Annotated in this window: 24 protein-coding genes; 15 read left to right on the top strand and 9 right to left on the bottom strand. The window is 47.5% G+C overall.

Annotated features, from left to right (window positions below):
• Positions 1-190: 190 nt before the first annotated feature.
• Positions 191-1,222: a BMP family lipoprotein gene (locus J7E78_RS01805; RefSeq protein WP_017691014.1), complete on the bottom strand. Its 1,032-nt coding sequence runs from the start codon at positions 1,220-1,222 to the stop codon at positions 191-193.
• A gap of 276 nt (positions 1,223-1,498) precedes the next feature.
• Between J7E78_RS01805 and J7E78_RS01800 the strand changes: the two genes are divergently transcribed.
• The 3 genes from J7E78_RS01800 (at position 1,499) to J7E78_RS01790 (ending at position 5,890) form a co-directional block, all read left to right on the top strand.
• The gene (locus tag J7E78_RS01800) at positions 1,499-2,920 is read left to right on the top strand and encodes a hypothetical protein (protein ID WP_215074658.1); all 1,422 of its coding nucleotides are present in this window, start codon (positions 1,499-1,501) and stop codon (positions 2,918-2,920) included.
• A gap of 243 nt (positions 2,921-3,163) precedes the next feature.
• The gene (locus J7E78_RS01795) at positions 3,164-3,754 is read left to right on the top strand and encodes a DUF5317 domain-containing protein (RefSeq protein ID WP_215074657.1); all 591 of its coding nucleotides are present in this window, start codon (positions 3,164-3,166) and stop codon (positions 3,752-3,754) included.
• A gap of 309 nt (positions 3,755-4,063) precedes the next feature.
• Positions 4,064-5,890 carry a bifunctional diguanylate cyclase/phosphohydrolase gene (locus tag J7E78_RS01790; RefSeq protein WP_215074656.1) on the top strand — a complete coding sequence of 609 codons (1,827 nt, stop codon included), beginning with the start codon at positions 4,064-4,066 and terminating at the stop codon, positions 5,888-5,890.
• 154 nt (positions 5,891-6,044) lie between these two features.
• Here J7E78_RS01790 and J7E78_RS01785 read toward each other — a convergent pair whose 3' ends face one another.
• Positions 6,045-6,212 carry a hypothetical protein gene (locus J7E78_RS01785; RefSeq protein WP_017691019.1) on the bottom strand — a complete coding sequence of 56 codons (168 nt, stop codon included), beginning with the start codon at positions 6,210-6,212 and terminating at the stop codon, positions 6,045-6,047.
• A gap of 303 nt (positions 6,213-6,515) precedes the next feature.
• Between J7E78_RS01785 and J7E78_RS01780 the strand changes: the two genes are divergently transcribed.
• The 4 genes from J7E78_RS01780 (at position 6,516) to J7E78_RS01765 (ending at position 11,092) form a co-directional block, all read left to right on the top strand.
• A complete protein-coding gene (locus tag J7E78_RS01780) occupies positions 6,516-7,346 on the top strand; it encodes a sensor histidine kinase (RefSeq protein ID WP_215074655.1) in 831 nt (276 codons plus the stop codon).
• Position 7,347: 1 nt separating this feature from the next.
• Positions 7,348-8,004: a response regulator gene (locus J7E78_RS01775; protein ID WP_215074654.1), complete on the top strand. Its 657-nt coding sequence runs from the start codon at positions 7,348-7,350 to the stop codon at positions 8,002-8,004.
• Between the two features lie 210 nt (positions 8,005-8,214).
• Entirely contained in the window at positions 8,215-9,930 is a 1,716-nt protein-coding gene (locus J7E78_RS01770; RefSeq protein ID WP_215074653.1) for a copper resistance CopC/CopD family protein, read from the top strand.
• A gap of 385 nt (positions 9,931-10,315) precedes the next feature.
• On the top strand, positions 10,316-11,092 hold the full coding sequence (locus tag J7E78_RS01765; RefSeq protein WP_251034752.1) for a YcnI family copper-binding membrane protein: 777 nt from the start codon (positions 10,316-10,318) through the stop codon (positions 11,090-11,092).
• Between the two features lie 226 nt (positions 11,093-11,318).
• Here J7E78_RS01765 and J7E78_RS01760 read toward each other — a convergent pair whose 3' ends face one another.
• The 4 genes from J7E78_RS01760 to J7E78_RS01745 all read right to left on the bottom strand — a co-directional run bounded on the left by J7E78_RS01760 (position 11,319) and on the right by J7E78_RS01745 (position 14,890).
• Positions 11,319-11,591: a hypothetical protein gene (locus tag J7E78_RS01760; RefSeq protein WP_215074652.1), complete on the bottom strand. Its 273-nt coding sequence runs from the start codon at positions 11,589-11,591 to the stop codon at positions 11,319-11,321.
• A gap of 51 nt (positions 11,592-11,642) precedes the next feature.
• Positions 11,643-12,983, bottom strand: a complete 1,341-nt coding sequence (locus J7E78_RS01755) for a hypothetical protein (protein ID WP_251034751.1) — start codon at positions 12,981-12,983, stop codon at positions 11,643-11,645.
• 15 nt (positions 12,984-12,998) lie between these two features.
• On the bottom strand, positions 12,999-13,280 hold the full coding sequence (locus tag J7E78_RS01750) for a hypothetical protein (protein WP_215074651.1): 282 nt from the start codon (positions 13,278-13,280) through the stop codon (positions 12,999-13,001).
• A gap of 353 nt (positions 13,281-13,633) precedes the next feature.
• On the bottom strand, positions 13,634-14,890 hold the full coding sequence (locus J7E78_RS01745; protein ID WP_215074650.1) for a DUF445 domain-containing protein: 1,257 nt from the start codon (positions 14,888-14,890) through the stop codon (positions 13,634-13,636).
• Between the two features lie 332 nt (positions 14,891-15,222).
• Here J7E78_RS01745 and J7E78_RS01740 point away from each other — a divergent pair, with 332 nt between their 5' ends.
• From J7E78_RS01740 to J7E78_RS01730, 3 genes are all read left to right on the top strand, one after another.
• On the top strand, positions 15,223-16,050 hold the full coding sequence (locus J7E78_RS01740; RefSeq protein ID WP_124118025.1) for an aldo/keto reductase: 828 nt from the start codon (positions 15,223-15,225) through the stop codon (positions 16,048-16,050).
• Between the two features lie 274 nt (positions 16,051-16,324).
• Positions 16,325-16,843: a sigma-70 family RNA polymerase sigma factor gene (locus J7E78_RS01735; RefSeq protein ID WP_215074649.1), complete on the top strand. Its 519-nt coding sequence runs from the start codon at positions 16,325-16,327 to the stop codon at positions 16,841-16,843.
• Positions 16,840-17,691 carry a hypothetical protein gene (locus J7E78_RS01730; protein ID WP_215074648.1) on the top strand — a complete coding sequence of 284 codons (852 nt, stop codon included), beginning with the start codon at positions 16,840-16,842 and terminating at the stop codon, positions 17,689-17,691. The genes J7E78_RS01735 and J7E78_RS01730 overlap by 4 nt, the downstream gene beginning before the upstream one ends.
• A gap of 151 nt (positions 17,692-17,842) precedes the next feature.
• On the opposite strand, the gene J7E78_RS01725 is transcribed toward J7E78_RS01730, so the two are convergent.
• Positions 17,843-18,304 (bottom strand): cupin domain-containing protein, encoded by a 462-nt coding sequence (locus tag J7E78_RS01725; RefSeq protein WP_017691032.1) that lies wholly within the window; start codon positions 18,302-18,304, stop codon positions 17,843-17,845.
• Positions 18,305-18,504: 200 nt separating this feature from the next.
• On the opposite strand from J7E78_RS01725, the gene J7E78_RS01720 reads away from it, so the two are divergent.
• Entirely contained in the window at positions 18,505-19,356 is an 852-nt protein-coding gene (locus tag J7E78_RS01720) for a helix-turn-helix transcriptional regulator (protein ID WP_215074647.1), read from the top strand.
• A 150-nt stretch (positions 19,357-19,506) separates the two neighbouring features.
• On the opposite strand, the gene J7E78_RS01715 is transcribed toward J7E78_RS01720, so the two are convergent.
• The gene (locus J7E78_RS01715) at positions 19,507-21,120 is read right to left on the bottom strand and encodes a glycoside hydrolase family 28 protein (protein ID WP_215074646.1); all 1,614 of its coding nucleotides are present in this window, start codon (positions 21,118-21,120) and stop codon (positions 19,507-19,509) included.
• 488 nt (positions 21,121-21,608) lie between these two features.
• Between J7E78_RS01715 and J7E78_RS01710 the strand changes: the two genes are divergently transcribed.
• From J7E78_RS01710 to J7E78_RS01695, 4 genes are all read left to right on the top strand, one after another.
• Entirely contained in the window at positions 21,609-22,337 is a 729-nt protein-coding gene (locus J7E78_RS01710; protein WP_215074645.1) for an amino acid ABC transporter ATP-binding protein, read from the top strand.
• 39 nt (positions 22,338-22,376) lie between these two features.
• Positions 22,377-23,210 carry a transporter substrate-binding domain-containing protein gene (locus tag J7E78_RS01705; RefSeq protein ID WP_215074644.1) on the top strand — a complete coding sequence of 278 codons (834 nt, stop codon included), beginning with the start codon at positions 22,377-22,379 and terminating at the stop codon, positions 23,208-23,210.
• A 101-nt stretch (positions 23,211-23,311) separates the two neighbouring features.
• Complete coding sequence (locus tag J7E78_RS01700) at positions 23,312-24,034, top strand: amino acid ABC transporter permease (RefSeq protein WP_215074643.1); 723 nt, start codon at positions 23,312-23,314, stop codon at positions 24,032-24,034.
• Between the two features lie 147 nt (positions 24,035-24,181).
• A complete protein-coding gene (locus tag J7E78_RS01695; protein ID WP_215074642.1) occupies positions 24,182-24,832 on the top strand; it encodes an amino acid ABC transporter permease in 651 nt (216 codons plus the stop codon).
• A 262-nt stretch (positions 24,833-25,094) separates the two neighbouring features.
• Here the strand turns inward: J7E78_RS01695 and J7E78_RS01690 are convergent, their stop codons facing one another.
• The gene (locus tag J7E78_RS01690) at positions 25,095-26,432 is read right to left on the bottom strand and encodes an FAD-dependent oxidoreductase (protein WP_215074781.1); all 1,338 of its coding nucleotides are present in this window, start codon (positions 26,430-26,432) and stop codon (positions 25,095-25,097) included.
• Positions 26,433-26,464: the final 32 nt, after the last annotated feature.

Genomic DNA, 26,464 nt, shown 5'->3' with positions numbered 1-26,464 from the left:
AAGGGAAAATCCGGGGATAAATGCGAACACTTCGCTTCTTCAGGTTATTTCTGTCCTCTTCGTTATCGTGTAAACGATAAGTTGAACATATACTGGTCATTTAATAGCAGCAAAACCGGCTGCCTGATCGGGCAGCCGGCTGATCCATTCCATCACTCATTCATTGTAAAGAACATTAGAAACATTCGAACTATTGTTGCAATGGATCTTTGACTACGATTTTGCCGGATACGATATCATCCTTGATTGCTTTAACCTTGTCGATCACTTCTTGTCCAACAAAAGCATTCAATGGAGATTCGCTGTCACGTGTAACGTACGTCAGGCCCACACCGTCTTCTTTCAAGCCGTAGTTTACTGCACCTGCTTTGAAGTTGCCTTCTACGAAATCTTTTACGGTCTCATAAGCAACCGTATCGGTTGACTTCAATTGAGACAATACGATATGTTCCGGGTCTTCAACCGTACGGTCCGTATCCTGACCTGAAGTATAGAAGCCTTTTTCTTTCGCTGCTTCGAACACACCAAGATCACCTACAGCGGATGCGCCAGCGATGAAGTCAGCGCCTTTGCCGAATTGTACCAGCGCCAATTCTTTTGCTTTGGCCGGGTCATTGAATCCACCTACATAGTTCACGAGGAATTCTGCATCCGGATTCACGGATTCCAATCCAGCTTTGAACCCTTCCGTATATTTCTTGATCAATGGTACATCCATTGCTGCGATCATGCCGACTTTGTCTGTTTTGGTGGACAATCCAGCAGCTGCACCAAGCAGGTACGCCCCTTCATATTCACGGAAACCAACGCTACGCACGTTAGGAAGATCAACGGTTGTATCTACAATCGCAAAGGACTTGTCCGGATTCTCTGCTGCGACTTTCTTCAATGCATCTTCTGCCTGGAAAGTTGCTGTAATAATCAGATCATAATTCTCGGCAACCGCAGCACGCAGATTTTGTTCAAATGCTGCCGGGTCTGTCGATTCAATCGTCTTGGTATCTACTTTGAATTCTTCGCCTGCTTTTTTGAAGCCTTCATCCATCTGTACAAAGAAAGGGTTAACCCCTATTTTTTCGGGAAGTACGAGGGCCATCCGAAGAGATTTCTCCGAATCACTGCCTTGGGCGGATTGTTCGTCTTTGGAAGCCGAATTCCCACAAGCTGCCAACAAAATAGCCAACATGATGATCGATAAGACGAACGATAAACCTCTTTTCATTTTGAAAATACCCCTTTTCAACATTCTTTTTTCTTATCCTAGCGGATACTGTCGATCCTTGTCAATAAATCTTTGAGCGTATACACTCAAATAGAATATAATTGACAATTCGCTTTCTACCAAGCTTTGGAAACCGTTCTGTATCAAGCTTTTTTTCGTTGACATCCATCGCGTCTCCGTGCTAAAGTCAATCCAATTATTATATTCATATAGGATTTGTCAGATTTATAACCGGAAGTATCTCATTTTCCAACCCATTTTAAGGAGGCTATTCCTTTGAAAAAAATCACCCAGATCACGTTGGCTGCCCTACTCGCCGCTCCGGTAACACTCGGCAGCCTTAGCTTGCCCGCTTCTGCGTCTGCAGCCACTGCAACTCCGGCTAAACCAACCACCTCACAAAGTGTCAAAGGACCGGTAGCTCAGGCTCCAGTTGCCTATACGGAAAGCGCAGCGGATTTTGCTCAATTCTTGCAAGCGAAATACAACATTCAATTGCCGCAACAGATTACCAAAGGTGATTTCATTCAAGCCATTGCAACCATCACGGAAGCAACTCAAGTAAGTGACAATGCAGCCAAAGCTCCAGTCTTTACCGATCTGTCTTCTGGTGATTCTTCCTACGATGCTGCCGTATCCTTATTCAATAATGGGGTTCTTACAGGTACAGAAGTACGTGCCAAGGATCAACTGAGCACTTATGCAGCGGTCTTCATCGCGGTGAAAGCAGCCGGATTCAAGGAACTCGCTTATACATATCCCACAGAGAAAACAGCCAAAGCCCTTGCCAAAGTTGGCATTAGCCCGAACCGTGTTCAGGGACAAGCCGCACAGGAATTGGCTGCAGCGATCGATACAGGCCTGATTCCCGAAAGCCTGTACCCTGCTCTCCTTAAGGGTGGCGTAGCAAGCAAGGATTTCGCCAACACACTGCTTGGACGTGTCCTGATCAGCCAAGGGAAATACAAACATGAGATTGGGCGTTCCGGCGATGCGGACATCTATTCCAAACTGGTTGCTGCATATCGCACAGCGGACCTAATCGAATCACCTGAGCTGAGAAAGATTGTGGATCAGGCCCTGCGAGATGATCTCGTAACGGGTTATAATCTGAAGGATAGCCGCTTTGATTCCAACTTTATCGATGAACTGACACTTACCTACGGCCACGATAATATTCAACATGCTGTACAGTTGGTTGGTTTGTTGCGTAGCGAAGGTATTAATGCTGATGTGCAATTCCAACCCAAGACATCTGCCTTCATTTATTTGAAGGAATGGGGCGAGCCGAAGGAAACGCCAGACTATAAAGTGACACAGATCGAGAACGGCAACTATATTGCTTCTGCGAAGGAATATGATATTCAGTTCGAGTTCAACAATGTGGCAGACAAAGTCCGCTTCAATGATATTGTGCTGAAATATGCCAAAAAGAACAGTGAAAGTACATCTCCACTGATTCTCAGTTCCTGGTGGCAACCGCTGTATTATTCACCAACCGCTTTGACCAACTATCCGGTCATTTCCAATAATAAGATCGCTCTTGGCAATTACTATGCTCAGTCCTTCTCGCTGAAAGAGAATGCCAAAACCATTCGGGAAGGCTTCTTGAAACTAGCCCCTGATGCTGACATTACTACGTATGACTTCTGGGTAGATCAACCTTTCTTCAATTATCTGAATGGTGGATCCGAATAACATAAACTCTCTCTCCAACCGAATTTAAGCTCATATTTTGGCAACATAAGCAACCGTCCTCTACCGAATTTTACAGGGGTTTCGACCCCTAGATTCGTAAAGGCGGTTTTTTGTTCAGCATTTTGCAAATTTCTTCTACAAAATCATTTTTCTCATGCAGGAATTACCAATATAAGGTCGAATCCTTTATGTACACAAACACGCAATCAACTTGCATATTTCCGCACGAACAGGAGTTACTCCATGGTATATGACGGTATTCTACTAGGCTTGATCGTTGGATTTTTTCGGGGCGGGTTGTGGCATGGGCTCAACCAGTTTGCAGCACTCAAACTGCGAAGTGGCTGGATTTTCCCGGTATTGTTGCTAATCCAGTTCTTTATTTTCTATCTGCAGGAACGATTCGAATGGGTGGCATCCATTAATGGTTATCTCTTTGCTGCCGTCTACATTACAGGGCTCGCTTTCCTCTGGCTCAACAGACACCATACCGGTTTCATGCTCATCTGGATTGGGGTGTTTCTCAATTTTGCCGTTATGGCTGTAAACGGTGGGCGCATGCCAGTTTCTGTAGAAGCTTCTGCTGTACTGGGACCCTATTATGTAGACATGCTCAGGGAAGGCGGCGCCGTATCAAAGCATTTTATGATGGATGCGTCTACACATTTGCCTTTTCTCGGTGATATCATCCCACTCTCCAGCCCTTATCCACGGACTCAGGTCATCAGCATCGGTGATGTGGTCATGAATATTGGCATATTCCTTTTTATCCAATACATGATGGTGAATCGGGACAAAAAGGCTGTGCAACCTGCTAAAACTCATCAGGCTTGAAGAAAACAGGTAGACTCCAAGGAAGGGAGGTCTTCTCCATGAAAAAATTTGAAGGTGTGAAATATTCCCGCTTTGTCATCAACGCAATCATCGTGGCTTCTGTCGTTGTAGCACTAACTTCGGGATACAAGCTGGGCGGCTAGTATCCATACCGCCAAACAAGACAAACAGGCTCCCAGCAGCCTGTTTTTTCTTTCTGGATTTTTGGCAGGCAACTTGGTATGTTAGACATCTATATAGTATATCTCTTCACAAGAACACCCATCATATACACATCAAGAGTAGACTAAACCAAGCAGGAGATTTTTTATGAACTTTATTCGTAACCTTATCCATAAGGCAGATCGAAGCAGTCTGTATGTTATGTTGCTTAGTTGTACCGGGATCGGTGTTTTTCTGTACATGAACAAGTGGTCTTATCTTCATCTAACGACGGCGGATTGGGTTATGGTCTACACCATGCTGGGTGCGGCATTAATTCTGGATTATTTCACGTTCCAGATTCCACCCAAAGGTAATCAGCAATCCATGGATTCATCGGTATACCTTGCCTGTATATTCATGTTTGGCGGAGCTTTCAGTTTATCTGTGCTGCTTCCTGTCTCCATCATCCTGTTAATCAAAGAGCGCAAGCTCACTTGGTGGAAACACATTGTCAATTTCAGCATCTACAGTATCATGATTACGGGAGCAGCTGCCGTGTTTGAGTGGACTGGCGGGCAATCGGGAACGCTGGACGGCTATAACCTGATTCCTTATTTTGCAGCGCTCGCAGCCTACTTTATCATCAACACGATCACACTTGGCTTATTCTTTCATTTCTCAACGAAGGATGCATTACAGCAGATGAAGCGGGCATTCGTTACCGAATCCCTGCTGGTTTATTTATGTACGCTGATTCTGGCGCTTGTATTGACGATTCTGGTTGTGCATAATGGCGTACTCGGTTTGTTGTTATATCTGAGTCTCAGTATTCTGCTCTCCCATGCATTCAAGCAGTTGTTTGTCATGTATCAGAGCATTGAGGAGAAGGCTAACACGGATCAACGCACAGGTCTGTTCAACCATAGTTATTTTGAAAGTATGTTGGAGAATGAACTGACTACCGCTCGTACGCAGGGAACACCGCTCTGTCTGGGACTTATTGATATTGATGATTTCAAAAAGTATAATGACCGGTTTGGCCATCTTCAAGGTGACAGCCTGCTGGCCCTGCTTGGGGATTTTCTGATACGGAAGACGGAAGGTACACCTGTCACCGCCTTTCGTTATGGAGGGGAAGAGTTCACGTTGCTCATGCCAGGCATGGAACTGGACGAATCCTACAGGTTCATGAATAAGCTGCGCAAACAACTAAACGACACACCGTTTGAAGGTGTTGAAGTGTTTCCGCATGGTTGTCTTTCCTTCTCTGCTGGCGTCGCCCCCTATCAGGTGGATATGTATAACAAATCCCAGCTCGTGGATCAGGCCGATAAAGCACTGTATTATGCGAAGAAACAAGGCAAGAACAACGTTCACCGTCACGGCAGCAATGATGGCATGGAGCACGAGATTGATCTGGTGCAGGATGTTCGTGACATCGAGCAGCAGCTCAATCTGTTCAGATACAAGGATATGGATACGTTCAAACATTCCAAACGGGTCTACAAATATGCACTGGATATCAGTGAATTGCTTAAGCTGGACAATGTGGAGAAACGGCGTTTCGTGCTGGGGGCACTGATTCATGACATTGGTAAGCTGGAGATCCCATGGTCCATTCTCAACAAAAAGGAAAAACTCACCTGCGAAGAATGGGAAACGATTAAAGGGCATGTCATTTGGGGCAAAAAGATGGTGATCACGAACGATCGCTTCGCTGATCTGATTCCGTATATTGAATTGCACCACGAGCGCTATGATGGTACAGGTTATCCCTACGGCCTGAAGGGGAATGAGATCCCTCGGCTGTGCCGGATGCTAACCGTGATTGACTCCTTTGATGCCATGACGACAGAGCGTCCGTATCAGGAGACCAAGAACGTGGAGGAAGCCATTCGGGAGCTACGCGCGTGTTCGGGTTCACAGTTCGACCCGCATCTTGCGGAGCTGTTCATTCGATATATTGAGAAAAGAACAGCTCAGCAACTGTAACTTTAACTGTAACTTTAAAATGAATGGAACTTCTCCTATATCCCCTGGAAAAGTCAAAGCGCTATCCCCGGTCTGATCGGAGATAGCGCCATTTTCATTTTCGTCATGGAATGAATCGTACACCAGACAACTTCATTCTCGTGCAGATTCTACATTAAGATTTGGTATTCAGTTCATGTGAGGTCTGATGCAGCTCTTTAATCATCTGCTGCAAAAACATGTTGTCTTGGCGACTGATACCGTGCTGATTGTCTTGAACAAGCATCTGATGAATGTTCTTTTTGAGCAATTCACTGCGACGTTCCAATACTTCTTGACTCATGTTGTTGCGTCACTCCTTAACATGTTTTGTAATGAATTCACGTTCTATATAAGTATAGAGGACCTACTACGATAGGGAAAACGGACTCAGCCTTCCTCAGCTGTTCACACCAACCCTCACCTAGCGTGACAACATTTCACCACATGTCGTTCTTAGATATCCTTCTTAATACTCCCTGATCCTCCCCAAGTTTCTCCAAAACACAGACTAGGGTCTTGGACAAGCTTACGTTATAATGGTCCCATCCCTACATAAATAAAGTACGTTATTAAGCTAATCCTAGATCAAAGGAGTTCTGCATTCATGTCCTATAAACAAATCAAATGGATGATTCTGCTGATCCCCACTTTCACCGTAGGCATCTGGGAATATATTCGCCATCAGTTTCTGATGCCATACCTTTCGATGGATGCAGGAAACTGGTTAACACCCGTCATCGTTTACCTCGTCAGCGTGACACTGCTCAGCCGATTGTTCCACATGCTCGAAGGTGCCAGGGCTGCTCTGGAACAGGAGCGGGCTGCAAAAGCAGCTCTGGAAGCTCGTGACCAATTGGCACGGGAACTTCACGACGGCATATCTCAATCTCTTTTCCTGCTGTCAGTGAAGACCGATAAAGCAGGCCGTAGTCTGGCAGGGAGCGGACATGAGCATGAGATCCAGGAGATTCAAAAAACCGTGCATGAAGTCAATACATATGTAAGGCAAGCTATTGCCCAGTTGCGTTTTGTTCCTCCCTCTACGGTAACATCAGAAATTATTTCACTACATGCGCAGGTCGAAGTGCTCGTCAAGGAAACGGTGCCTGGTGCACAGATTCATTGGGACCTCAGGGGTGTAACGTTCTCTGCCAAGGAACAAGTGGAACTGCTCGCCTGTATCCGGGAGGGTTTACTGAACGTACGCAAACATGCGCAGGCTGCCCGCGTTCAGGTTCACGCGGAAGGTAACCCAATTGCCTGGTTCATTTATATTCAGGATAATGGGAATGGACTAAGTGGAGATCCTCTTCATCTGAAGGATCGGTACGGACTGCGAATTACGAAGGAACGTGCTGCAGAGATGGGTTGGTCTTTTACCCTCGATTCAAGACCGGGGCATACACGAATGACGATCGGAAAGGAGCATACTTAATATGGAACATGTACGTGTATTGGTTGTTGATGATCATGCGCATGCGCGTGAAGCGATCTGTAGCATTTTATCCGAGGACAGCCTGTTTGAAGTGATTGGTACAGCTTCGAATGGACATGAAGCACTGGAGCTCACCGGACAATGGATGCCTGACCTGATCCTGATGGACGTGCAGATGCCGGACATGGATGGGCTGGAAGCCACCCGTCAGATCAAGCTGCGATTCCCTTATGTTATTATCGTGATGGTCACCGTATCGGATGATGTGACCTTTCTGTTCGAAGCACTGAAACAAGGAGCTCAAGGCTATTTGCTCAAAAATCTAACGCCTTCCACTTGGCTTGAATACCTGCGCGCTATCGTCAGTGACGACGCACCGCTCAGTAAGGAACTGGCCTACCGGATTTTGCAGGAGTTTCCCGCACCACGCAGTGAAGATGTGCAAGATAACCCGCTAACCGCGCGGGAGCTTGAGATTCTGCAATGGGTATCGGCGGGATACACCAATCGGGAGATCGCCGATCAGCTCGGTATTTCAGACCAGACGGTGAAGAATCATCTCAAAAACATTTTGCAGAAGCTCCAGCTTGAAAACCGGGTACAACTCACCCGCTACGCGCTAGAGAGCGGGCTTGCAGGACGTAAACTTCGCAAATAATCATTGTTGTTTCGAGAATTCAATGATGCGTCCGACATAAGTGAGAAATGACATAGCATTCATGCTTTTGTCACAATTATGTAGACCAAATCGTTTTTTTATAGCCCAATGTAGTCATACGCAGTCATTTTGGACAAAGTTATAATGGGTTAGATTGTGTATAAAGGATCATGAATGACTGCAAATTGATAACCTGAGGGTGATGATTTTTTGATTTTTACACGCTTTACCCTGAAATGGGGCAAACGGCACTGGGCATTGGTCACCTGCCTGTTACTTGTATGTTGCCTTGTTATGCCACAGTGGGCATCTGCCCATGCTTATATTGTTAAGGCTTCGCCAGGAGAAAATGAGATCCTCGTAGCTGCTCCGGAGCGGCTGACGGTGGAGTTCAACGAATCCTTGCAGACGGCCTTTTATGATATCAAAATCACCGGACCTGACGGCAATCAGGCAGATGATGGAAATGTAAAGATCGATGTGGATCGCCCTCATATTCTGGAGACTGGCCTGCAGGCTGGACTCGGGAACGGGACTTATGCCGTTAACTGGAAAGCTGTATCTGCCGATGGACACCCGATCCAAGGGGCATATGTTTTCCATATTGGAGAACCGTCCGGTTCTCCTGCTGGACTAAGTGATCTTACATCCGGTTCCGGTTCAACAGGTGGGCCGCTGAAATGGATCGTATCCCTGACAGACTGGATTCAGTATCTCGGATTGTCTGTCATTCTGGGGACACTTGCATTTTTGCTGCTGCGAATCGCACCGACATCCATGACAAGAGAACCAATGGACGTTCCGGGTAGCTACAGACTGTTATGGATCAGCTATGCTGCTGCTTCCTTCGCCGCTCTGGTCAGCCTGCCACTGAATACGTTATATGAATCTGGTGTGGCTCTGAGCGAACTAAGCTGGGCACTTATTGGAAGTGCGCTCAAACTGACGTCTTTTGGCCAGATCTGGATGTTACAGATACTCATTGTAATGCTGCTGGCCGTCACGATTCTCTCCGGATATGATCGCGATCGATCCATCCGTGCTCGCATCTGGTCTTCTTACGGGTCACTCGTGCTTGTGCTTGGATGGCTGTTCACTCATGCCATGACGGGACATCCGGCTGCGGCGGATCAACGTGCTCTCGCGATTGCCATGGACTTCGTGCATCTGATCGGTGCTGCTTTCTGGATTGGTGCATTAACTGCCATGGCGATATGTCTGCCTCCACTCGCTGACAAGCTGCCTTCGAAGGTGCGAGGAGAAGTCTACTGGACTGCTATTCGCAGGTTTACCGCTTGGGGGATTGGCGCCGTAGCCGCTCTGGTTGCTACAGGAATATACAGCAGCCTGATTATTCTGCCTGCACCCGTGCTGACCTCCTTGTTCACTACAGCCTATGGCCTTGTCCTGATCGGCAAGATCGTCCTGCTGATTGTGATGGTTCTCTTTGCATGGCGTCATGCCAGAATGGCAAGAGCAGCAACGGGGAGCGGATTATCCGGCAGTCTGAAAGCCGAGCTTGCTACTGGTGCTGTGATCCTCGCTCTTGCTGCCGTGCTGACACATCTGTCTCCGGGACAACCCGCAGCGGTCGGACCGTATCAGGAGACAAAGACTACAGAAGATGGCTCGTCCATCACACTTCAGGTGAGTCCTAATGTGACGGGAGAGAACCAATTCGAAGTAGATGTCAAACGTGCAGATGGCAGTATCGTTAATGATCTGGAACAGATCACAATGTCACTCACACATCTGGACATGGATATGGGGATCTATGAGATTACCATTCCGAAAAATGACACCGGTGTGTACAAGGCTGAAGATTACATCTCCATGCCTGGACGTTGGAATATCAAGGTACATCTTCTGACCAAAACGTTGGATGCACTGGATGCCGAATTTGAGATCGACACCGCCAAGCCATAGTTACACAACGTTGATATTGAAAAGTGACCCAATCTAAAATTAGTGTTTCTACACACTGCAAATGTAGTGAAGGGAATGAAATTGATTCTGGAGAAGCGAAGTTAAACGCTTTCTGATCTACACGAGAACGGAGAGAACAGAAATAGCGTGAAGAAGCGAAGCGTTCGCCTTTATCCCCGGATTTTACCCTTTAAGAAAAGGGAATCAAAAAATCTGGGGATAACAGCGATCGGAAGGTTATTCTGTCATCGGAGTAGCAGGTGTAGCCTGCTTTTAATCACTCGAAAGACCATTCGTAACCGAAACGGCCTTTGCAGAACGTAGACACTCATTTAAGAGAATGGGCCGCATCATATATGATAAGAACTGAGAGGGGTTATTTATTTTGAAGAAAACATCATGGATTTCCAAACTAACATCCACTATCGCAACAGGTACAGCAGCATTCATGTTATTCGCCGGATTCGCGAGCGCGCATGTAACCGTTAGCCCATCCGTTGCACAGACAAGCGCATGGCAGACGTACACGATTAAGATTCCATCCGAGAAAGAACTGCCTACAACCAAAATCACCATGAAAGTTCCGGAAGGTGTGGCATTCAAGCAATATCAACCACTGGCAGGCTGGAAAATCACCACAGAGAAGAACGATTCCAATGAAGTCACATCGATCACATGGGAAATTGACGGCGATAACGAAGGCATTCTGGCAGGACAATTCCAGCAGTTCAACTTCGTTGCACAGAATCCTAAGGCTGAAGCTGAAGTGGCTTGGGATGCCTTCCAATACTACAGTGATGGCAGTATCGTAGAATGGACAGGCCAACCAAGTGACGCCAACCCGCACAGTATCACGACGATTAGTGAAGATCCGGCTGCTGCTGGTAATGCTGCGGCAGGTGGAGGTCATGCCAATGAAGGGCATGATAGTGCAGGTACAGAAGCAGGCACTGGTGATAAAGCGGCTAACGACGATAGCAAAGCAAACGATGACACCACGTTGGGCGATGCACTTAATGACACCGTTACAGGGGAGCCAAACAACACGGATACAGATCCGGGTACACTGAAGCTTCAACAAGCAACATTGATCGTATCCATTCTGGCCCTGATCCTGTCCTTCCTGGGGATCGCGTTGGCTACACGTCGCAAAAAACGTTAAGAACTAACTTACAGTTCACGATAACTTGAGAAATATTCAGATAACAAAAAGCCTATGGCATATGGGTTCATACCCGATGTGCCGTAGGCTTTTTAGCTATCATCATCTTGATTGGCTACCCATGTTCTTTACAATCCGTGGTTTAGGCACTAATCATGAAGCTCCACGGTCACACTCTTATCCAAGCTGATTGCCATCCGCAATATGGCAGCAGCCTTACCACTCTTTAGCGTTCCTGATCCGTCTGGATCATGATCTCAATGTACTGCAGCAAGCTTTTCTTCTGCTGTTCAATGGATTGAATACGTCTGGACAGGCCCGCAAAAAACTCTTCAATCTGCTGCCTTGTATGATCGGCAGATTGCCCTTTCCATTCGTTCAAGCGACTGTATAGCGCCCTCGCTTCTTGCTCATCGGCTTGCAAACGGGCAAGAAGCTGTGTAAGTTCTTTTTCCGCAATCCGAAGATCATTCAATTCCACCAGCAATTGTCCACCCACTCGTGTTCCCCTCCCCTATGTACGTGATATCAACGCTAACCAACCTGGTTCCTAATTAAAATGAACCGGACTCTCGTCCGCCTGCCGGAAGGCATCTGCCTTTTCATCAATAAAGTTCAGGAACTGGCTGGTATGTTTCATATGCCATGTGCCAAGTTCTTGAATTGACGCGTCCAGTTGGGTGACAATCGGCTCCAGCCTGCGACTGCGGCTTGTATGCAGGTATTGAGCCATGCGGCTTCGTACCTGATTGAGCTCGGCATTGCATTGTTGTGCATTTTGCTTCCACCGCGAAGCGACACTTTTCAGTTCTTCCGGCGTTACCTGAATCAGACCTGAAGCCGCAGCAGCCGAAGCCATACCTCCACCGCCGCCAGACTTGGAACGTAACGGACCGAAGTTCTTGCCGAACGGTCCCATGTGATCCATAAGGCGCGGTGAATAGCGGATTCTCTCTCCAGTAATCGGATCGTACAGGTCATTGGATATGTAACCATTTTTGAAATCATATTGATCCAGACTGTGATAGTTTTCCCCGCCAAATGAATTCTTGGCTTTATCAATAATACTCACGCCATCATTCGCCGAGTCATAATCGGAGTTGATGTAATAGGTCGATCCCACATGCCGGTCATATCCTCCCAGCGTTCCGCTGGCTACCAGATCACTGGGATTGGCATAGTTCACAACCTGCCCGTCAAAATCACCCGCTTCTGCCCGGCGCCGCATTTCTGGCGTCAAATTACCCATTACCGATGGTGCACTAAACGTCACGGCTGGAATTCCTGTATAAGCAGACGCATATTGTGCATTTCCCCCGCCCAAGGAATGTCCGGTCATCGAGAAATTCAGATCCTTATGCTTGTTCTGCATGTGATTTGCGTAGTCTTCGGATTGATACATCTGATTGGCCCAGCCTGTAGGAGAAACGGTTTTTTCAATATCCTTTACGCGATCACCCGTCCAGTTCTCCACGTCTCTTACCCTGTCACCAGCCCAATCCTCCACTTTGGATATACCCGTGAAGTCCTTAACGCCTTCGACCCCTTTGTCGAGCCAATCCGGCGTAAGATTATTAACAAAATTCCCGGCCTCCTGCTGACCCTTTCGAATCAACTCTCCGCCCCCAATACGGCCATCCATGACAAAGTCAGGTACGGAGCGATCCAGGGACGCACTTCCTTCTGTACCACGATAAGCAATGACCGCTTCCTTGGTCTCGGGATTATAAAATGTTACGGCATCAAAACCGGAAAATTTGTTACTTTCCGTCCCCTCAAGGACCTCCCACCCGGGAAGTTCCGTTAATTTGTCTCCAGCCTTTTGATCCTGGTAGGCTAGATCAGACATCGTTTTATACGTTTCATCATCAATATTGGACCCGTTACTCAATAACTACACCTCCCTTTATTTGACGTATGGATCATGTCCCTTGGCCATCATCACTTCCTCAATCTCAGGGCTAATGACCAGGTTCTTGGTTACCTTCTTTTTGTAGTCGTACGAAATGCCAAAGCTCTGATCTTCATGATCTTTCACATGCCCTTTCAACCCAATCTGGGACACTGCCATTTCCGGCAATAACTCTTTGCTTGTAATCACAACATCCAGTTCAAACTTCTGCTTGAAGTACTGAATTACGTTTGCTTCAGCTTCCTGGTATAGAGCTTCCTTCTCACTTGCATTCATGTTCTGACAACCTCCCAGAAATATAGTAAACACCATCATTAGTGTGAATAAACCCTTCAACCATCCTGCATGTTTAATACGGATCCCCCCTCTTGGTAGAATTGAGGCATTCACTATATGTGAAGTACACCCTATTCATCTGTTACTTGCATCATAGTACAAAATCAACATGAGCCATATCGGCTAACAGGATCGTTTTCATGTAACTTTCTTCCTATATGATTCAAATAGGACACTTTGGTGTACATTACCCACTTTCCTAATTCTTGCATCAAGCACATGATAATTTTCCCATCCACGACAAAAAGAGCCTACTCCTCGAAAGAGCGGCCCTCCTTTTACATGATTTACTTTTATGCCAATGCCATCTGCAGCGCAGTCAGCGCAATCCCGATAACAAATCCGGTAACGGCTCCGTTGATCCGAATCCATTGCAGATCCTGTCCAACCTTATCCTCAATCATCGAAACCAAAGTGGCATTGTCCATTTTGTCCACATTTTCGCGTACCAGTTTACCGATTTTGGAATGGTTTTTCTCCAGCAGTGTTGTGACGCCATTTACGATCTTGGCATTCATGCCTGTCATCAACTCGTCATCTGCCCGCAGATCAACCAATACCCGCTCAATGGCAGGCAGTGCATACGTATCTACATACTGTCCATCTTCCATCGCGGCGAGCGCCTTGTCTCTCAGTTCGGTGAGTTTGTTCAGCACCGTTTCCTCTGCGTTCCAGCCCTCCAGCATATTGTTCTTCCAACTGTTGATTCCATCTTGCATAGCCTCGCTCATTGCCAGACGCACCGTCTGGGTACGTACCATATCAAGCACCTTGTACCTTAGAGCGCTGCCCTCACGTTTCATATCCTCTACCCGATCGAAGAGATATCCTTGTAAAATGCCACCCAGACGCTCCTCGTTCATATAACCCAGGAACGCATTCATCGCAAACTGCATCAATCCGTTCATCTGAATGCCGCTGATGGCTTTCATGCCGCTTTCACCCAAAAACATGACCGTCTCGGGTTTAACCAGCCACTCCTCGGCTTGCTTCAGTCCGTAGTCCAGCGCTTTGGCGTCGTAACCCCGCTCTGTCATCTGGTGGGCAGCCCGTTCCAGAATCGGACCCAGGTCAAAGGCGCCCGCTTGTGACTTGATCTCACGTGCTACGAGCGGTGCAATCTGCTCTAACGGCAGACCAGCCAGAATTCGTTTGCAGAGTGTATCAATCATGATCTTGATCCCGTCACTGTGAAGCTCACGTGTCAACGTATCGAGCACCGTCTCTGCTGCTTTGAAATCTGCAATTTTCTCGGTAATGCTGTCTTTGTTGAGCAAGTTATTCTCTACTGCGGAGACCAGACCTTCCGTCATTTTATCGCGATTTTTCGGCAGCAATGCCGTGTGTGGAATTGGAATACCGAGCGGGTGACGGAATAATGCGGTAACTGCGAACCAGTCCGCAAGTCCACCCACGAGTCCCGCTTCAAATGATCCTACCAGCAACTTGCCCACGGGAACGCCCTGGAACGGCAAGGATGCAGCAAATCCCGCTCCCATGACTACGAGAGACCAGGCAGCTGCTTTTTTGGTTTGTTTAGGTTTAGCCATTATATTCTTGCTCCTTTATTGTTAATCGTACGGTCCGGTCTGTACCCGATTCCGCACTTCTTCGTTTCTTATGTAAATTCTCCATAGCAAAGTCCTGACTTCCATATTCCGTATACTTCATCTTATCACCCACAAGCGTCAAAACCAAACCTCTGGTTGAAGAAAAAGGATAATAGAGATGTTTACTTCGTAAAATGGATCACTTCCTTTTCCAAGACCAGGCAGATTTTAGTATAATCAGTCATGACGGCCCTTCGATATCGATTGGCTGCTGAACAGCAGGGTAATTACATAGTGGAACAATGAATCAATAAGAGGAGGAATTTCGGACCATGAAACACGTGCAGGACACAACCACGCTCTATAACGGAGTCAAAATGCCATGGCTGGGTTTTGGGGTATTCAAAGTTAAAGACGGAGACGAAGTCGTTCATGCTGTCAAAACGGCCATTCAAGCCGGGTATCGCAGCATCGATACAGCCAAAGCGTATAACAACGAAACAGGTGTCGCTCAGGGTATTCGTGAATCTGGAGTAGCTCGTGAGGATCTGTTCATTACCACTAAAGTATGGAATAGCGATCAGGGATATGAATCCACGTTAGCTGCCTTTGAAGCCAGCATGGAACGACTCGAACTGGAGTATCTGGATCTCTATCTTATCCACTGGCCGGTTAAGGGCAAGTACAAAGATACATGGCGAGCGCTGGAGAAACTTCATAAAGAAGGACGCATCCGGGCGATCGGTGTGAGCAACTTCCAGATTCACCATCTGGAAGACTTGATGATTGATGCCACGATCAAACCAGCAGTTAATCAGGTGGAGCTTCACCCACTACTGATTCAGTCAGAGCTTCGTGAGTACTGCAACAAACATCAGATTCAGATCGAAGCCTGGTCTCCGCTCGGACAAGGTCATCTGATGGATCATCCGTTACTGAAGGACATCGCCGCCAAATACAGCAAGTCCCCCGCACAAGTGATTCTGCGCTGGGATCTGCAGAACGGCATCGTGACCATACCCAAATCTGTCACCCCTGAGCGAATTCGCGCGAACGCCGATCTCTACGATTTTGAGTTAACTTCGGAAGAAGTAGAGCAGATTAACGGCCTGAACGAGAACAAACGCTTTGGTTCTGATCCAGACAACTTTAACTTCTAATTATAAACAGATTAATTCGATTACACCCGCCTTCGATCTTAGAAGAGCGGGTGTTTTGGTATGTGATGTTATAGGCATTCTATTCGTTGTTAAGAATGGAGGCAAGGCTCGCTATCCTATTCAGGGCTGAAAGAAAAAAGTTTTTTGACAGCTTAGAACTATTTCGTCTCCTCATCAGTCTAACGAGTGTCAAGCGAACTCAAGCACATGTATAGAATCCAGGCCTGGAACGAACGGTGACTTGAATATTTAGGTTTATCAGGGGGGATCAGGAGTGATTAGACTGAACCATAGAAAGACAAAAGAAGAACAGTTCAGCGAAAAAATAACAGAGATTCAAAATAAATTATATCGACTGGCATACTGCTATGTTAAAAATGAACAAGAAGCGCTGGATATCGTATCCGAAGCGGTCTATAAAGGGTTCATCGCTTATGGAAAGATGGAGTCCATGACTTATTTTGATTCCTGGATGTCACGAATTGTGATTAACACAGCGATAGATCATATTCGACGCAACCAGCGAGTGACCTATATGGAGGATCATGCGCAGGAGTTTGTGGCTCCAGAGCGAGGGGCATCCGTGGAAGTGAAAATGGATCTGTATGATGCACTGGATCGACTCGTGCCCGAAGATAGAGCCTATATTATATTAAAGTTCTTTGGTAATATGCGTTTCCGGGAGATCGCTGAAGTGCTCTCCCTCTCGGAGAATACCGTTAAGTCAAAATTCTACCGGATTATCAACAAATTAAAAATGGATTTAATCGAAGGAGAGGTTGGAGATCTATGACAGGTAAAGAACAATACGAAAATATTGAAATTCCAGCTCAACTTTCAGATGTTATTCGTCGTGCCCAGCAAAAGGCTGCCACTCGCAAAAGCTCATCCCGCATCATTCGCTATACCTCTGCTCTGGCGGCATGTGCTGCTTTTCTTTTCATCGTCAACATTCCTACTGTGGCAAATGCCATGGTCAAAATACCTGTGGTCGGATCTATTGTTCAGGTACTTCAATTCGGCGATGGCGGCAAGATTACCGATGGAGTAACTGTGGGATCGGAAGCAACCGAAAATACGCTTAAAATCAATTTTAGCACCGACGAGCAAGATCAGACTAATGATGCACCCCATTATAATGTGGTACACAAAGAAGCACCGAATCGTATTCTCTTCACTTTTAGCGGTGCACGTTACATGGATATAGAGAAAGTCAAAGCCGACTTCATGACCCAGCCTTTAGTGAAAGATGTTTATGGTTCCATGATTTTAGACGACTCTTCCGTCGGATTCGTAGTTGTTTTAAAAGAAGGGGTACAGTATGTCGTAACGGAATTCAAGAACCCTGGATACCTGGAAGTGAAACTGACTTCCGACGGCAAACCGGTCACACCTCGGAAGGTATACTCTCTCCGCACAGGATCAATGCCTTTTGGAGAATCGATGGGTATAATTAAAGAATCCTATCCGGATGAGGACATCTCTTTCCTCAAAACGTCCACTGGTGAGTTTACAGCAGTTATTGGAGAATATCCTACCGCTGAAGAAGCTGAACAGAAGCTCAAAGAACTCGCTCAGCAACCGGATTATCATGAGGAGTTTTATGTGGACAGCTGGATGAGTAACGAGAACCCGAAGTGATTCGTCATCACCAAAAGTGATGCTGGTCCAAAAGGGAATCCTACATCCCCGAACTGGGCATAAACCTTAGCATACTTAATACGCTCAATCCAAAAAAATCCCGATTCGGATGCCCTGAGCATCTCCAATCGGGATTTTCACATATCAAACCCTATTCGCTTTTGGATACCAGCTTGAAATCATCAAAGTGGAAACCTGGCGCGACTACGCAAGTTACCAGTACAGGCTCATCGCCCAGCGGGCGCGCTGTCTGCCATACGCCGGCAGGAACGAGCACCTGTGGTGATTGCCCCGCAGCAATATCCATCCCCAGAACAAGAACTTCCTCGTTCTCCGGGTTCTCCCCGTTGCCGCCGAGCTTCAGTTCAACCGGACTGCCGCTGTGCCACAGCCAAAGTTCATCGGACAGAACCGTATGCCACTCGGAGATTTCATGTGCGTGCAGCAGGAAATACGTGGAACTTGCCGAGAATCGTGGGCCGGAGTATGTATCCGGCAGAACGGATTGTGGAATCTGATAGGATGCCTTCCATTCTTCCTTATACCAACCGCCTTCAACGTGAGGCTGCATATTAAGCGCAGCAACCAATGGCGATAATTCATGTGTCGTCATAACCTGTTTCCTTCCTTCCAAATCATATTGGAGACACTCCTTAACCAGAGTTTCGCCTCTCTCTCCCTACTCTAAAACATCAATCAAGTTTTGTCACCTTGACAGCACACATTTTCCAATGATAGCGTTTACAAAAAGATGGATGTTCCGTTATGATATGGATATCGTTGTTAATCCGTGAAGCAGAGGGGAGCTGTACCATGAGTCTCATAGAGGATCGGATTGGACCCAAATATCGAATCGGTGAACATTCATTTACCATTGAACATATGCGAAGACATGATGGGAACGGTATGCCACAGCCTCACGCTCATCCATTCTATGAACTGTATTACTTACTTGAAGGTGAACGAGTGTATTCCATGAATGGTCAGATTCTGTCCGCCCGCAAGGGTGATTTCATTCTGATTAATCCACATGATGTACATACCACTTCCAAAGGAAGCATTCCTGGATTCGAACGAATTTTAATCGGTTTTTCGCCCGCTTTTGCAACGGGGATGGAACTTGGCATATGTGGTCTGCTGCCTTTTAATTGTTCAAGGCTCCTTCGCCTGCCTGAAGAAGAACAGCCCGAGATGGAGCGTATATTGTGGCAGATGCTGCAAGAATGCAAAGAACGCCGTCCTCACTATGAGATCGCGGTCAGAAGTCTGCTTGCCCAACTGTTGATCCGTATTCATCGGGTGGAGGAGTTTATCCGGCAGTCATGCCCTGGTCCTCTGCATCCGATGCAGGACAAAATCAGTGAAATCGTCACTTATGTGAATAACAACTATACCGAACCACTTACGCTGGAGGGTGCAGCCAATCGTTTTTATATCAGTCCCTCCTATCTGAGCCGAATGTTCAGCCGATTTACCGGGTTTCGGTTTAGCGAATATTTGCGTGTTGTCCGGGTCCGAGAGGCACAGCGAAGATTGCTGTCCACACAAGAGCGTGTCCAGATGATCGCAGAGAAGGTAGGATTTGAGCATACAGCTCATTTTAACAAAACATTCAAACAGGTCACCGGTACAACGCCTTTGCGCTATCGCAAGGAATACCGGTAGATCATAAGACAACATCATATTGAAGCCGAGTGGGTAGCCTTGCTCCAGAGATTACGTATTCCTTATATCAAAAGGCATCACGTTCTGGATCTATGGCTACGCCACTGCGGCTGAATTGGACCCACTTGTATAAACCCTATTACATACATTTTACCTGCGAATGATCACGCCACTTCGTACCTCGGGACCCACAGAGATCTGACGACCGTCTGTGTCTGCATCGCCTTCACGACATACAATGCCTGCGGACTCGTGTCCGGTCACCATCAGAAGTCGGCCATCTGCACCTTTGCCCTGAATGCTCTCTAATTCTGCCCCTTTGCACTGGTGCAAATGAACCAGCGGGCCTTCGGTAATCTGCGCCTGCAATTCAGCGATATGCAGATGTTTCGCATGAGCACATTGGATACCACTGCGAGCTTGTACGTTGTAACGCTGGATGATCACCCCGTCCAAAGGCTGTTCCGGTAATCCACTCACAAGCAACGCAGTGTCGGCACCGGCACAGACCACATCCGATATTCGAATATCCCGGAACACCGGCGTGTCTTCACTAATCTCCTGAGACAGATCACTGCCCCGGGCAGACCCTTCCTGATTTGCATAGAAAAAGGAAAACGAGATGGCTTCCATAATGATATCTTTCATATAGATGCGCTCAATCTGAATATCCTCAACCACCCCGCCGCGCCCACGTGCGCTTTTGAAGCGAAGTCCAATGTCCGTACCGATAAACGTACAATCCGATACTCGCACATGCCGCACACCACCGGACATCTCACTGCCAATGACAAACCCGCCGTGACCGTGATACACGGTGCAATCCCGAATGGTGATGTACTCCGATGGAAGACCCAGTTCACGGCCTTCGGCATCCTTGCCTGATTTCAGACAGATCGCATCATCACCGACATCGAACACACTCTTCTCCACCACCACATGACGGCAGGATTCAATGTCCAGCCCATCTCCATTTTGTGAGAACCACGGATTCCGCACACTCACGTTACGAATGGTTACATGCTCAGAAGCCCAGGGATGAAGATTCCATGCAGGCGAGTTCTGGAACGTTGGACCGTCCAGCAATACCCGTTTGCATCTCCGTAAACTGACCATGTTGGGGCGCAAAAAGTCTTTGACTTCTTCATAGGATGCCACATCACGTACCTGCTCCTGATGCAATCGATTCGCAATGGTACCACCTTCAAGTGCAGCTGTGGTAGGCCACCAGATTTCTTCATCTTCGCTGGATTGCTCTACAACACCACCAGAAGCGACCAATCGGTTCCACTCTGAAGTGGTCATTTTGGAGCGTTTCACCGGACGCCATGCCTCCCCGCCCCCATCCCATATCCCCTCACCAGTAATCGCAATATCCTCCAGTTGATCACCATCGATCGGGGATTGGCAACGTACCACCTGCCAGCCTTCGAAGCTTGATACAATTAATGGGTATTGATCAAAATTTCGGCTAAACGTAACCAGTGCCCCTGCTTCCACATGTAGCTCGATACTGCTGCGCATTATAATCGGACCAGTGAGCCATACTCCAGCAGGAATTACGATTCTGCCACCTCCTGCTTCAGCACATGAAGCGATGGCAAGTCGGAACATCTCCGTATTATCTGTTACGCCGTCTCCAACAGCTCCATAGTCTGTAAGCTGAAAATCCTGAGCAGGAATGACCGGCAAATCGGCTTCATAAGCTCGAACATCGGACTGAGCACTTGCTCCTGTCGACATTGGGGAGTGATATGTATTCATCGTGCAGAATCATCCTCTCTACATGTAATGGAATTGTTATGGGGTCAGTCAATACATATCGCTTATACTCTCCTTACTTACGTTCAAACGGACGCTCTCTCGTTCCATCTTATCAATGGCATGACGTGTAGGGTTGAGCTTTCTTGCCATGTACACGTGGAACTTGATGCTATTTGTTTTGTTAATTCAAAGTCATAAATCAAACATCACTTTCAGTATACTATATACAACTATTCCAAAGGTTGGAAAACAACCAGGAGAATAGATTCATTTTTCTGTCAGGATTCGTCACAAGACATTTAATAACATGACAGATATATAACATATCTTCTGACTATAGCCCTAGAGAACCCATTACTTATGTCATGTTTTATCACAAACCAATTGCCATAAGCAGGATGACTATGTATGATTAAATAACTAGTTTCAATTTTTTCCTTATTATTCCTTTTACACACAGACGTTGCAGAAAGGATGGGGGTGTACTCTTGATTGAATTTAGAGGTGTCCAGAAGCATTTCGGTCATTTTCATGTCCTCAAGGATATCCATCTTCACATTGAAGAAGGAGAGGTCGTCGTCATTATCGGACCTTCCGGCTCCGGCAAAAGCACATTACTCCGCTGTATGAACCGCCTGGAGACTATTACCGAAGGTGAACTTGTCGTCAGTGGGATTCCTCTACATCAGAAAAAGGTGGACATTAACCTCTTCCGCCGTGACATCGGCATGGTATTTCAACACTTCAATCTTTATCCTCACAAAAAAGTCATTGATAACATTACCCTTGCACCCATGAAGGTGCGCAAACAACCCAAAGAACAGGCAGCCGCAACAGCAATGAAGTATCTGACCCGGGTGGGCATTGCCGACAAAGCAGACAGTTATCCCTCCCAGTTGTCCGGTGGCCAGCAACAACGGGTAGCTATCGCCAGAGGACTCGCCATGGAGCCCAAAATCATGCTTTTTGACGAACCTACCTCTGCACTTGATCCCGAGATGATCGGGGAAGTCCTCGATGTTATGCGCTCCCTTGCCCATAATGGCATGACTATGGTCGTTGTTACTCATGAGATGGGATTCGCCCGCGAAGTTGCAGACCGGGTCATCTTCATGGACGAAGGCCGAATTGTAGAAGAGGCCAACGCCGCTGAATTTTTTGACAACCCCAGAGAAGAACGAGCACAGCAATTCCTGAGCCGTCTGATTCATCATTGAGAATAATCCAATATTCCATTTTGAAAGGGGTCTTTATTCATGAAGAAATTATTGAAATGGCCATCATTTATGCTTGTCCTCATTCTCTCGCTTGTATTGTCAGGTTGTAGTACAGCCGAGGAGAGTAGCAGTAGTGGCGGTTCTGGTGGGGATGCTGAAGCCAAAGGAACAATCGAGCAGATTAAGGAACGTGGCAAGCTCATTGCCGGTGTGAAATACGATACGAAGCTGTTTGGATTGAAAGATCCCGCAAGTGGCAACGTTGAAGGATTTGATATTGATATCGCCAAGGCACTCGCCAAGCAGATCCTTGGAGATGAGACAAAGGTCGAACTGAAAGAGGTCACCTCCAAGACGCGCATTCCCATGCTGCAAAATGGAGACATCGATATCATCATCGCCACAATGACAATTACGGATGAGCGTAAGGAACAGGTAGATTTCAGTGATGTTTATTTTGAAGCAGGCCAATCCCTGCTGGTGAAAAACGACAGTGCGATTACCGGCCTGGAAAGCCTCAGTGGTGTGAAAGTGCTCGCGGTGAAAGGCTCCACATCCGCTCAGAACATTCGCGAGAAAGCCCCGGATGCTGAGGTGCTTGAATTCGATAACTATCAGGATGCATTCACTGCTCTCAAAGCAGGTAAAGGCGAAGCGCTAACCACAGATAACATCATCCTCATCGGCATGCAACAGACGGATAATAGCTTCCAATTGGTTGGTGGCAATTTCACAAGCGAACCTTATGGTATGGCCATTCGCAAAGGCGACACTGCCTTCGTGGAGGAAGTCAACACGCTTCTCAAAAGCATGAAAGACAGCGGGGAATATGACACTTTACATGAGAAATGGCTGGGCGCGAAGCCCGAGTAACCCGAATTAAGATAGGTAAGCGGCGAATTCATCTGCTGGATGCGAAGCATGAGCAGATGTAATCGCCGTTTCTACATCTGGAGAACGGAGGCTTCGCCTATATGGGCACATTGGATTTCAGCGTACTAATGCGACACTCGGATCGTTTTCTGGAAGGGTTCCTGAATACGATTCAAGTGAGCATTATGGCTCTCATTGGCAGCTTTATCCTTGGCGCGATCCTGGCTATCTTTCGGATATCCCCTGTGAAACCGCTGAACTGGATCGGCACGGCTTTTGTGGAATTTATCCGAAACATCCCATTGCTGTTAGTTGTGTTTTTCTTCTATCTTGGACTGCCTGCACTAGGTATCTCGCTGGATGGATTTGTCTCCGGTACGCTGGGTCTGACCATCTACACCGCCGCTTTCATTGCCGAAGCGATCCGAGCGGGCATTCAGACGGTGCCGCGTGGACAACTGGAAGCAGCAAGATCCTCCGGCTTGTCCTATGTACAGGCCATGAACCTGATTATTCTGCCCCAGGCCATCAAGATTGTACTGCCGTCCATCGGCAACCAGTTTATCAATTTGGTCAAAAACTCATCCATTCTTGCCGTCGTCGCCGGCATGGATCTTATGTATTTTGCCGACCTGGTTAACTCCGATACGTTCCAACCGCTAAGTGTGTACACCATTGTTGCGCTGTTCTATCTGGTAATGACACTACCACTTAGCTTCCTGGTGCATTATATGGAGCGCAGGTTTGGACAGAGCGATGCAGAGGCGCGCAGCACCAAGGGTAAACCGAAAAAGAACAAACCGGCAGGTCAGGTCACCATGTAACAGATTAACTTGTACCTGCGCAGATTTTAGGGAGATATATCGGCTTGTCCATGTGGTTTGAATGAGTACTGGATCGTCTGACAGTCCATGCCCCATCTATTGATCTTCAATATTCCATTCCTGCATACAGAAGGAGGCTAATAAAATATGGACTTTAGCGGGGCCTATGCGTGGCCCAACCTTCGTTTTCTGCTTCAAGGATTCCTGATTACCCTGCAGGTAGCAGGGCTATCCATTATATTAAGCTTTGTGCTTGGCACTGTGCTGGGTACGATCCGGTTTACCCGTATCCCTGTTCTGTCACAGATCGCGGCAGTGATCGTGGATACGATCCGGAATCTGCCGCTGCTGCTCATCATTTTCTTCATCCACATGGTACTTCCGCAGCTCGGGATTAAAATGTCCGTCTTCTGGTCCACGGTCGTTGGACTGAGTCTGTTTGAAGGCGCGATGATTGCCGAGATCGTCCGTAGCGGTCTAAAATCCGTTGAGCGCGGTCAGGTGGAAGCTGCCCGCTCCTCGGGCCTGAGTTACATGCAGACCCTCGGTGGCATCATCATGCCACAGGCGCTACGCCGCATGTCCCCGCCCATGGTAAGCCAGTTCATCTCACTCCTGAAGGACACTTCACTGGCGATTATCATCTCCCTGCCAGAGCTGATGCACAACGTGCAGATCCTCGGCGGCCAAAGTTTCGATTATATTATCCCGGCCCTGCTGCTCGCAGCCGTATTGTATTTTGTCATCAACTACGCGCTGTCCATTGTTGCAAGACGACTTGAGGCACGCATGAATTGAATGAATGAAGCGCGGAGAATAAGGCATGAAATAATACGAAACATGAAGGAGCATGACGGAACCGAGATCTCGTGATTGATTAGATGCGAAGGTCTAGATATGAAGTAAAGAACCCATGGATGAAAAGAATGAGAGCGCCCAAAGACTCCAAACCCACCCATGCAGTGAATTGGAGTCTTTGGAGCTGCAATTATGCCCATAAAATAAATATCACGAGCTATCCACCGTGGGAAGCTTATTTAGCCAACCATCAGCTCATCCGCTAGATCGCCGCTCCGTTGCGACGTAATTCCGCCTGTAACAGCGCGATCGGCAGTCCCACCGAATCAAGCTTCATCTTCACTATTAGTGCAGCCGCTGTTCCCGCCGCCTCCCCGGTAGCCATACAGCTTGGAGTCAGCCTTGTTGTTGCATGTGCCTCATGTGTGGTGGAGATGCAGCGTCCTGCCGCCAGCAGATTGCGGATATTGTGAGCGATCAGACAGCGATATGGAATATCATATGCTCCGTCTCCCTCTATAAAGGCAGCCACAACACCTTGACCCGAAGGGTCATGAATATCTATCGGATAACCGCTTCTAGCGATCACATCGTCGAACTTTCGTCCTGCAACTACATCCGCTTGTGTCAACGCATAATGTCCAATGATCCGTCTGGATTCACGAATACCAATCTGCGGCGCTACTGCCGAGATGGAAGCCCGTTCGAATCCAGGCACATCACGCTGCAAAAACTCAGCAATCATCAGCACCTGCTTCCGCCCTTCCTGTTCAGCAGAGGTCAGATCCTCGACATCCGTCGCATCGAGTCCCTGCACCCGGGTACAATTAATCAGCACTTCATCGTCAGCCGGTCCGGTAAAAAACAACACCTGGTCGCGATTAATCGGCACACCTGCGTTTTTCCACTGGGAATAGAAGCCACTCACCCCGGTTAACGGGATGCTGTCCAGCTCTTCAAAAGGGGTCTTGGCATAAAAATCCTCCGGGTGCTCCTGCATGTATTGTTTCACTCGTCCAAGATCCACACCACGCATGCGGAATTTCATGGTCATCGGCTGTGACTGATGGTCGCTGTCTCGTCCCTTTGCCACAGAAGCACCCGCAAGATAAGCCAGATCCGCATCCCCGCTTGAATCCACGAATACGTTCGCCTGAAACTCCTTTCTTCCAGACTTGCTTGTCACTCGCACCGCTTCCACCCGATCATCTACAACAACCACTTCATCCACGAAGCTGTGCAATAACAGCCGGACACCTGCCTCCTCTAACATCTCTGCCGCAACCACCTGAAAGATGGCTGGATGGTACGGCGTGACGGTATGCACAAATCCGACTGTATCGCGCAGATGCCCCGGAGAGCCGCCACGTGCCTGCAATCGATCCACAATCTCCTGCGCAATACCTTTAATGACCTGCTCACCTCGCTCTGTGTGGAAAGTCATCCAGGGATATACCATAGCGGCAGTTGACATCCCGCCAACGAATCCGTATCGCTCCACCAGCACTGTTCGTATACCCTGTCGTCCAGCCGCAATGGCTGCTGTTATACCCGCAGGGCCCCCTCCCACAATAACGACATCCGCCTTTTCCTTTTTCATGCTCATCCGTTCACGCAAATGTTCCCCCTCCT

Origin of the sequence: Paenibacillus polymyxa (assembly GCF_018614975.1) — a bacterium.
Taxonomy (GTDB): Bacteria; Bacillota; Bacilli; order Paenibacillales; family Paenibacillaceae; genus Paenibacillus; species Paenibacillus polymyxa_E.
Note: the sequence above shows the minus strand (reverse complement) of the source record. Positions and strands in the feature narration are given on the sequence as shown.

Coding starts and splice junctions, on each gene's coding strand:
- J7E78_RS01795 (WP_215074657.1), top strand. CDS start 3,164: ATGGTATATGACGGTATTCTACTAGGCTTGATCGTTGGATTTTTTCGG.
- J7E78_RS01730 (WP_215074648.1), top strand. CDS start 16,840: ATGACAGGTAAAGAACAATACGAAAATATTGAAATTCCAGCTCAACTT.
- J7E78_RS01695 (WP_215074642.1), top strand. CDS start 24,182: ATGGACTTTAGCGGGGCCTATGCGTGGCCCAACCTTCGTTTTCTGCTT.
- J7E78_RS01790 (WP_215074656.1), top strand. CDS start 4,064: ATGAACTTTATTCGTAACCTTATCCATAAGGCAGATCGAAGCAGTCTG.
- J7E78_RS01740 (WP_124118025.1), top strand. CDS start 15,223: ATGAAACACGTGCAGGACACAACCACGCTCTATAACGGAGTCAAAATG.
- J7E78_RS01750 (WP_215074651.1), bottom strand. CDS start 13,280: ATGAATGCAAGTGAGAAGGAAGCTCTATACCAGGAAGCTGAAGCAAAC.
- J7E78_RS01785 (WP_017691019.1), bottom strand. CDS start 6,212: ATGAGTCAAGAAGTATTGGAACGTCGCAGTGAATTGCTCAAAAAGAAC.
- J7E78_RS01745 (WP_215074650.1), bottom strand. CDS start 14,890: ATGGCTAAACCTAAACAAACCAAAAAAGCAGCTGCCTGGTCTCTCGTA.
- J7E78_RS01690 (WP_215074781.1), bottom strand. CDS start 26,432: ATGAAAAAGGAAAAGGCGGATGTCGTTATTGTGGGAGGGGGCCCTGCG.
- J7E78_RS01700 (WP_215074643.1), top strand. CDS start 23,312: ATGGGCACATTGGATTTCAGCGTACTAATGCGACACTCGGATCGTTTT.
- J7E78_RS01805 (WP_017691014.1), bottom strand. CDS start 1,222: ATGAAAAGAGGTTTATCGTTCGTCTTATCGATCATCATGTTGGCTATT.
- J7E78_RS01715 (WP_215074646.1), bottom strand. CDS start 21,120: ATGAATACATATCACTCCCCAATGTCGACAGGAGCAAGTGCTCAGTCC.
- J7E78_RS01705 (WP_215074644.1), top strand. CDS start 22,377: ATGAAGAAATTATTGAAATGGCCATCATTTATGCTTGTCCTCATTCTC.
- J7E78_RS01775 (WP_215074654.1), top strand. CDS start 7,348: ATGGAACATGTACGTGTATTGGTTGTTGATGATCATGCGCATGCGCGT.
- J7E78_RS01780 (WP_215074655.1), top strand. CDS start 6,516: ATGTCCTATAAACAAATCAAATGGATGATTCTGCTGATCCCCACTTTC.
- J7E78_RS01725 (WP_017691032.1), bottom strand. CDS start 18,304: ATGACGACACATGAATTATCGCCATTGGTTGCTGCGCTTAATATGCAG.
- J7E78_RS01720 (WP_215074647.1), top strand. CDS start 18,505: ATGAGTCTCATAGAGGATCGGATTGGACCCAAATATCGAATCGGTGAA.